Source organism: Rhodococcus sp. BL-253-APC-6A1W (assembly GCF_012843405.1).
Classification (GTDB): domain Bacteria; phylum Actinomycetota; class Actinomycetes; order Mycobacteriales; family Mycobacteriaceae; genus Rhodococcus.
The window spans coordinates 1-8114 of record NZ_JABAFB010000023.1; the positions used below are offsets into that span (position 1 = coordinate 1).

Annotated in this window: 2 protein-coding genes; both read left to right on the forward strand. The window is 66.2% G+C overall.

From position 1 onward, the window contains the following. Window positions 1-4891 (forward strand): condensation domain-containing protein (locus tag HF877_RS20990; RefSeq protein WP_169623134.1); only part of this gene is annotated, 4891 nt, incomplete at its 5' end. A 392-nt stretch (window positions 4892-5283) separates the two neighbouring features. Beyond that, a partial coding sequence (locus HF877_RS20995) for an amino acid adenylation domain-containing protein (protein ID WP_346765260.1) occupies window positions 5284-8114 on the forward strand: 2831 nt, incomplete at its 3' end.

Genomic DNA, 8114 nt, shown 5'->3' on the forward strand with positions numbered 1-8114 from the left:
CTGGTCGGCGCTTGTATCCGGTGGCCGTGTCGTTGTTGCGGCGCCGGACGGTCATCGTGATCCGGCGTATCTCAACGGTCTTGTCGCGTCGGAGGGTGTGACGACTTTGCATGTGGTGCCGTCGATGCTGACGGCGTTGATGACGGACTCGGATGGTGTTCTGCCGTCTTCTCTGCGCCGGGTGCTCGCTATCGGTGAGGCGTTGCCTGCGTCCACGGCTCAGCGGTTCCTTGCCGGCAATGATGCGCGGTTGGACAATCTTTACGGTCCGACCGAGGCTGCGGTGTCGGTGACCGATCACACTGTCGAGGTGTCCGATGTGGTGTCTGTGCCGATCGGGTCGCCGCAGTGGAATACCCGGTTGTATGTGCTCGATGCGCGTTTGCAGCCGGTGCCGGTGGGTGTTCCGGGTGAGTTGTATCTTGCGGGTGCGCAGCTTGCTCGTGGGTATTTCGCGCGGCCTGATCTGACGGCGGAGCGGTTTGTGGCGTCGCCGTGGGGTGATGGTGAGAGGTTGTACCGCACGGGTGATTTGGTGTCGTGGACGAGTGACGGTGAGCTCGAGTATTTGGGTCGTACGGATTTCCAGGTGAAGGTTCGTGGTTTCCGGATCGAGCTCGGTGAGATCGAGTCGGCGCTGCGGCGGATGGATGGCATTCGTGATGTGGCGGTGGTTGCTCGTGGCAGCGAGCGTGTGGGTACTCGTGTGGTTGCGTATCTGGTGTCTCGGCCGGGTGTCGATCTCGATACCGGGGAGGTTGCATTCGCGCTGGGTCGGAGTGTGCCGGCTTATATGGTGCCGTCGGCTTTTGTGGTGCTCGACGCATTGCCCCTCAACATCAACGGCAAGCTCGACCGTAAGGCGTTGCCGGATCCGGTGTTCGAGGCGACAGCGTTCCGGGCGCCCGGGTCCAGGATCGAACAGGTCATCGCGGACGTGTTCGCCGAAGTTCTGGATGTCGACAAGATCGGCGCGACCGACGATTTCTTCGCGCTCGGTGGGGACAGCATCGTCTCGATCCAATTGGTGTCACGGGCAAAGGCCCGAGGTGTGCACTTCACGCCGCGAGACGTGTTCGGCCGCCGTTCGGTTGCGGGACTCGCCGAAGTGGCCACGTGGGAAGAGAGCACCGGGCCCGCGTCGCTCGACGAGTTGCCGGGCGGTGGAATCGGCGAGGTTCCGCTCACGCCGGGTATGCGCGAAGTGCTGAGCCGGCCGGGTGGCTTCGACCACGCCGCACAGACCGTCGCCGTGGAGATCCCGTCGGATATCGACCGGAATGCACTCGAGCGCGCGATCGGCGTCGTGGTGGATCACCACGATGCACTGCGTTCGGCCCTCGAAGGTGGCGCCGACGGTGAACCGATGCTGCGCGTGCGCAGCGCAGGCACCGTCGATCCGGCGCAACTGCTCGCCAGGGTCGAGGTTTCGGCCGATACCGACGATGCCCGGATTGCCGAGATCGCACGACCACACCTCGACTCCGCTCTCACGGCCCTCGATCCGTACGCCGGGTCGATGCTGCGTCTCGTCTGGCTCGATTTCGGCCCGGGCGAGCGAAAGGGAATCCTGCTCCTTGTCGCACACCGTCTGGTGGTCGACGACGGTTCGTGGCGCATCATCCTTCACGACCTCGGTCTGGCATGGGAGCAGATCGCCGCGGGACAGGAACCGCGACTTCCCGCCGTCGGCACGTCACTGCGGCGGTGGGCGCACGGCGTTCTCGAGGTCGCACCCGAACACAGATCAGAGTTGTCCTGGTGGGAGCGCGCATTGGACGGACCGGATCCCGAAATGGGGATGAGACCGTTCGATCCGGCCGTCGATACGACGTCGACGGTGCAACGGCTGGAGGTGTCCGTCCCCGCCGCCGACACCGATGCGCTGCTGACCTCGGTGCCGGCGCTGTTCAATGGCGCGGTCACCGACGGCCTGATGACGGCCCTCGGTTTGGCATTGGTGCGCTGGCGCCGCGATCGTGGTGTGGAGTCGTCGTCCGCGCTGGTCCGGCTGGAGGCCGACGGACGTGCGGACACCGCGGTGGCCGGGGCCGACCTGCAACGAACGGTGGGTTGCTTCACCGCTGCGTATCCGGTGCGAGTCGAACTTGCCGGTGTGGATATCGACGAGGCGTTCGCGGGTGGGCCGGCCATGGGTGCGGCGATGAAGACGGTCAAGGAGCAGTTGCGGGCCGTTCCTGCCGGCGGGACCGGCTTCGGCGTGTTGCGGCATCTCGATCCAGAGGCACGGGATCGCCTGGCATCGGTGGAGCGGTCGCCGCAGGTGCGTTTCAGCTACATGGACCGGCGGTCGCGCCCGGACGCAGGGCAGGGCGCGACCGAGTCCGTCTGGACACCGACAGGTGCCCTCGGCGAACTGGAAGTGCATCTGTCCACCGCGATTCCGGCCGACGTCAGCGTCGATATCGAGGCTGTGTTCTCGGACGGCTCCGATGGCACGCGCCTCGATACGACGATCGCGTTCCCAGCCGGGTTGTTCGACCGTGACGATATCGACGAACTGTCGCAGCACTGGCTGGAAGCGCTCGATGCGCTTGCACGGTACGGGTCTTCGCCCGGTGCCGGTGGGCTGACACCGTCGGATCTCCCTCTCGTCGATCTCGACCAGAGCGACATCGAGATCTGGGAGCAGCGCTACCCGTCGCTCACGGACGTGTGGTCGCTGTCGCCGTTGCAGTCCGGTTTGCTCTTCCACGCTTCGATGACGGCGGACGAACGCACCGATGTCTATACGATGCAGGCGGTCCTCGAACTCGGCGGTGAGGTAGACCCCGATCGTCTGCGAGGCGCGGGACAAGCCCTGCTCGACAGGCACAGGAATCTGCGGGCCGTGTTCGTCACCGACGAGGCCGGCCGATCGCTGCAACTCGTTCTGGACGAGGTCGAGTTGCCGTGGCGGGTCGTCGAAGCGAGCGATCTCTCAGGTGATGCCGGTGGGAGCGGGGTGTCGGCGCTGCTGGCGCAGGAAAAGGCCCGGCGTTTCGACATGGAGCGTGCGCCTCTCATCCGATTCCTGCTCGTGAAGTCGCAGGAGGACCGCTACCACCTGGCGGTCACCGCCCACCACATCCTTCTCGACGGCTGGTCGATGCCGTTGCTCATGCAGGACCTCATGGTTCTGTACGTGCTGCGCGGCGACCATGCCTCTCTGCCACCCGCGCGTTCCTACTCGGACTTCCTCGCGTGGCTCGAGCAGCAGGACCATGCCGCGTCGCTGGACAGGTGGGCCGAGGCGATCGGCGGTATCTCGGAACCGACGATTGTCGCTCCGGTCCAGCGGGACACGGACAACGACACGATGGCGAAGATGTCGGTCCTCGTCGACACCGACCGAACAGCGCGGCTGACCGCGCTCGCCACCGAATGCGGCGTCACGGTGAACACGGTCGTCCAGGCTGCGTGGGGCGTCCTGCTGGGCAGGATCACGGGTAATGCCGACGTCGTGTTCGGCGCGACCGTCTCGGGGCGTCCCGCAGACCTCCCGGGTGTGGAGACGATGGTGGGCCTGTTCATCAACACACTGCCCGTGCGGGTCCGGATCCAGCCGGATGAACCCGTAACCGAGATGCTGCGCCGCGTGCAGTCGGAACAGGCCGACCTTCTGGACCACCACTACGTCGGGCTGTCGGAGATCGAGCAGCGGGTCGGGACCCCGATCGGATTCGATTCGTTGCTGGTGTTCGAGTCGTATCCGATCGACAGGGAAGCGTTGACCGACGCGGCCGGATCCCTCGACGGTATGACGATCACCGATGTGGGACTCGACGATGCGACGCACTACCCGATCACGCTGATGGCCTTTGCGGATACACAACTCGAGTTGACGTTCAAGTACCTCGAGAGGTTCTTCGGCGAGCCGGAGATCGGAAAGATTGCGGAACGGCTTGTGCGCGTGCTGGATTCTTTCGTGACCGAGCCGGAACGGGCGGTCGGCGACATCGACCTGGTCGATGCGGACGAACGAGCCCGTCTCGTCGCCGAGTCCGGGCCCTCCGCGGTGGCCGTCGACACCGGAGCGCGGACACTCGCCACCGTGCTTGCAGAGGTGGTCGAGGAGGATCCGTCTGCGTCCGCTCTGGCGGTGCCGGCAGATCCGTCGGTGGGAGGCGAGGGCATCGAGCTCCCGTATCGGGAACTCGACATGCGCTCGTCGCGCCTCGCCAGGCTCCTCATAGGCCGCGGAATCGGCACCGGCGACGTGGTCGCGGTCGCGATGCCTCGATCGGTGGAGTCGGTGGTCGCTCAATGGGCGGTCGTGAAGACCGGCGCTGCCCTCGCCATGGTCGAACCCGGCGGAGAGAAGCCGCACCAGCCGGAGGGATCTGTGGTGACCCTCACGGTGACCGGCGTTTCCTCGCCCGGTGGTGAACGGGTCGTCGTCGACGATCCGGATGTGCGCGACGAACTGGCCGCTCTGCCGTCGGATCCCGTGACGTACAGCGACAGAATAAGGCAGGTCGGTGCGAACGACCCCGCAGTCGTCACAGCATCGAAGACGTTCACCAACGAGGAACTGATCGACCGTATCGGGTCGCTGCGTGAGAAGTACGGGCTGACGTACGAGTCCAGAAGCGCCGTTGTGGGCAGTGTCGACATCGAGGTCGTGGCACTCGAACCCCTGGTCGTGACCGCGACAGGTGCTGTGGTCGTAGTCGTACCCGCGGACGCCACATCGGGTCCTGGCCTCGACGGGGTGCTGTACGGCCAGTGGGTGACGCACGTCCATCTGCCGGGCGCGTCGCTGGGCACGTTGGAACCGGGGACACTCGAGGATCTCGCAGCCGTCGTCGTGCTCGACGACGTATCCGGGGTACCACTGGAGGAGTGGGGTGCCGCGCACCGCGTGTACCAGCTTCCCGACCTGGGCTGATTCCGGTGGGGCCGATTCGTCCTCGGCCCCACCGGTCGCCCGGATCCGGCACTGCCGGAGGCACTGCGGGTAACGTCGGGGCTTGCTCCGGGGATGGACCGGGAAGATTACTTTCGACTAGCGTCGCCTGTTTCGAGGCGGCGAAGTGCTTGTTCGATTACGGGCGCGACCACTGAATTATCTGAAGCGAAGGGTGTGGGCTTTCCATGTCACGACACGACGGCAGTTCGAACGAGGCCACTCCGGTGAACGCATCTCGATCGGCACGTCCGGAGTCCCGCGACGCGGCAAGCGCCCGTACCGGTGCACATAGCCAGCGACCCGAACGGGCACCACGTGCCGAACGTGCTCCGCGACCGGCGCGAGGAAACCGCGCGCACGGTCGGCGCGGTGTGCTGTTGCCGCAGTTGCTGGTGTCGGCGGTGGAGTCGCGTGGTGACGCGGTGGCGGTGGTCGCAGCCGAGGGATCGTTGTCGTATCGCGAGCTGGACGAGGTGTCGTCGCGGTGGGCGCGGTGGCTGATCGGTCGGGGTGTCGGACCGGGCGACGCGGTGGTGGTTGCGGTGCCGCGTTCGCTGCTGTCGGTCGTGGTGTTGTGGGCGGTGGCGAAGTCGGGGGCGACTTTCGTGCCCGTGGATCCGGGTTATCCGGCTGAGCGCGTGCAGTTCATGGTGTCCGACTCCGGCGCGGTGCTGTGTCTGTCGGTGGGGTCGTCGGTGCCGACGGTGTCGTCGGTGGCGGGGTCGGTGCCTGTGGTTGCCGTCGACGATGTGTCGGTGGTCGCGCAGGTGGAGGCGTTGTCCTCGCGGCCGGTGTCGTATGCGGATCGGGTGCGCTCGCTGGAGGCGTCGGATGCGGCGTGGATGATCTACACGTCGGGTTCGACGGGACGGCCGAAGGGCGTGGTGGTATCGCATTCGGGTGTCGGTGGCGTGATTTCGGCTGAACGTGAGCATTTCGGGGTGGAGTCGTCGTCTCGGGTGTTGCATGTGTGTTCGCCGAGTTTCGATGTGTCGTTGCTCGAGCTGGGTGTGGCTTTCTCGGCGGGTGCGACGGTGGTGGTGGCGCCGGCAGGTGTCGGTGGTGGCGCCGAGCTGGCGGATGTGATTGTGACGCAAGCGGTGTCGCATGTGCTGATGACGCCGGGCGCTTTGGGGTCGATGGATCCGGCCGATATGGATTCGTTGCGTGTGGTGGTGGTTGCGGGTGAGTCGTTCGCGCCGGAGTTGGTGCGGCGGTGGGCGGTCGAGGGCCGCCGGTTCTTCAATGCGTACGGACCTACGGAGACGACGATCCTGGCGAGCTCGGGGGAGTTGGTGCCGGGTGCGCCGGTGACGATCGGGTCGGCGATCGCGGGGGTGGGCTGTTTCGTGCTCGATGAGCGTCTGCGGCCGGTTCCCGAGGGCGTGGTGGGGGAGTTGTACGTGGCGGGGGCCCAGGTGGCGCGGGGCTACCACGGTCGGGTCGGGCTGACCGCGGCGCGGTTCGTCGCGGATCCGTTCGGTGCGGGTGGGCGGATGTACCGGACCGGAGATCTGGTACGCCGTGGTGCCGACGGCGTGTTGGAGTATGTGGGGCGCAGCGATTTCCAGGTGAAGATTCGGGGATTCCGGGTCGAGCTGGGGGAGATCGACGCGGTGCTGTCGTCGTTGCCCGGTGTGGGGTTTGCGGTGACGGTGGGGACATCGTTGCCATCGGGTGAGTCGGCGTTGGTGTCGTATGTGGTGCCGGAGCCGGCGGCGGTGCTCGAGGGGGATCGGGTGCGTGCGGCTGCGGCCGAGATGTTGCCGGGGTTCATGGTGCCCACGTTGGTAGTGGTGCTCGATTCGGTGCCGTTGACGGCCGTGGGGAAGGTGGATCGAGCAGCGTTGCCGGAGCCGGTGTTCGAAGTGCGGGAGTATCGCGCGCCTCGGACGCCGGTGGAGGAGTTGGTGGCGTCGGAGGTGGCGCAGGTGCTGGGTCTCGAGCGGGTCGGGCTGGATGACTCGTTTGTGGATCTGGGCGGTAATTCCTTGGCGGCGACGCGCTTGGTGGCGAGGCTCTCGGCGCGGGTGGGGCATCGGGTCGCGGTGCCGGTGGTGTTCGAGACGTCGTCCGTGGAGGAGCTGGCGGCGCGGGTGTCGGAGGCCGGTGGGGGACCGGGTGTGGTGCTGTCGGCGCGGGAACGTCCGGGCCGGGTGCCGTTGTCGTTGGCGCAGCAGCGGATGTGGTTCCTCAACCGGTTGGATCCGGTGTCGGCGGTCAACAATATTCCGGTGGCGATCAGGTTGTCGGGCTCGTTGGATGTCGACGCGTTGCAGGCCGCGGTGTCGGATGTGGTGGCGCGGCACGAGTCGTTGCGGACGGTGTATCCGGAGGTCGATGGGGTCGGCTTCCAGGAGATCCTGTCCCCATTGGAGGCCGTGGTCGAGGTTCGTCCGGAAACTGTTGCGGCCGAGGAGGTCCCGGCACGTGTCGCGGAGGTTGTGACTACCGGTTTCGATGTGACGCAGCAGGTTCCGATCCGGGTGCGGTTGTTGCGGGTCGCGCCGGACGAGCACATTCTGGTTGTGGTGGTTCATCATATTTCCGGCGACGGGTTCTCGATGGGGCCGTTGACCCGGGATGTGGTCACGGCGTATGCGGCGCGGGCTGCGGGCGCGGTCCCGGGGTGGTCGGTTTTGGAAGTCCAGTATGCGGATTACACGTTGTGGCAGCGTGAGGTTCTCGGTGACGAGTCGGATCCGGAGTCGCTGCTTGCGCGGCAAACCGAGTTCTGGCGCAGTGCTTTGGCGGATCTGCCGGAGGAGTCGACGTTGCCGGGGGATCGGCCTCGTCCGGTGGTGTCGAGTTACCGGGGCGCCTCGCATGGGTTCGTGATCGATGGTCGTGTTCGTGCGAGCATCACCGATCTTGCCCGACGCAGTGGCGCAACCGAATTCATGGTCGTGCATGCCGCTCTGGCGGTGATGCTGTCGCGGTTGGGTGCGAGTTCCGATGTTGCGATCGGCACCCCGATTGCGGGTCGTGGTGAGGCTGCGCTCGATGATCTGGTGGGTATGTTCGTCAATACGTTGGTGTTGCGGACGTCGGTTGATGGTGGGGTGTCGTTCGGGGAGTTCCTCGATGAGGTCCGCCGGGCGGATCTCGATGCGTTCGCCCATGCCGATGTGCCGTTCGAGCGGTTGGTGGAGGTGCTCGATCCGGCGCGTTCGCAGGCGCGTCATCCGCTGTTCCAGGTGAT